The organism is Treponema sp. R8-4-B8, from assembly GCF_054786175.1.
In genome coordinates this window covers 1-628 of the sequence record NZ_BDHE01000239.1, presented here as the reverse complement: position 1 = coordinate 628, position 628 = coordinate 1, and the positions used below count along the sequence as shown (strand labels likewise).

Annotated in this window: 1 protein-coding gene; it reads right to left on the bottom strand. The window is 39.0% G+C overall.

Annotated elements, in window-relative coordinates:
- Nucleotides 1-554, bottom strand: a 554-nt coding sequence (locus tag ACYVRA_RS08135; RefSeq protein ID WP_461252227.1) for a DNA methyltransferase, incomplete at its 3' end; no start/stop codon positions are given.
- Nucleotides 555-628 lie beyond the last annotated feature (74 nt).

The following is a 628-nucleotide window of genomic DNA, read 5'->3' as shown; positions in this document are numbered from 1 at the left end:
ATATATGATAATTCTGACTTTGGTACGATTGTTTCCCAATCAATGGGTAACGCGTTAGATATGACAATAGAAGGCGAAGCGGTCAATGGAATACGGGCGATGTATTTGCCGAATTTTTCCGACGCTTTTCTATTCATCAAATGATCCATAAGCCATAATGCGGTTTGAGCGATACGGGCGGGAAATTCTACTATTTCAATTCCGTAAAATTGGTCTACATTTACTCTTACCATTAGCTCTATATCAAGAACCTGCTGCGTTTGCAAATATTCAGATAACACCTCTATTTCAAGCAATCGCAGTTCACGATAACTGACAACCAGGAAATTACCGCAACCGCAGGCTGGGTCAAGGAATTTTAACTTGCGAAGTTTGGTGTGAAATTCCAAAAGCCTTTGTATGCGAATGTCTGATTTTAATTTTCTTATTTTCTCAAATTCTTCCCATAACGCGTCAAGAAAAAGGGGCTTTATTACTTTTAATATGTTTTCCTCACTGGTATAATGCTCACCTAACGCACGCCGGCTTTCTTTATCTTTTACGCTCTGGAACATAGCCCCGAAGATTTCAGGTTTTATCTTTGACCAGTCCAGAGTACAACATTTTAGTAATGTCTTTCGCATTATCG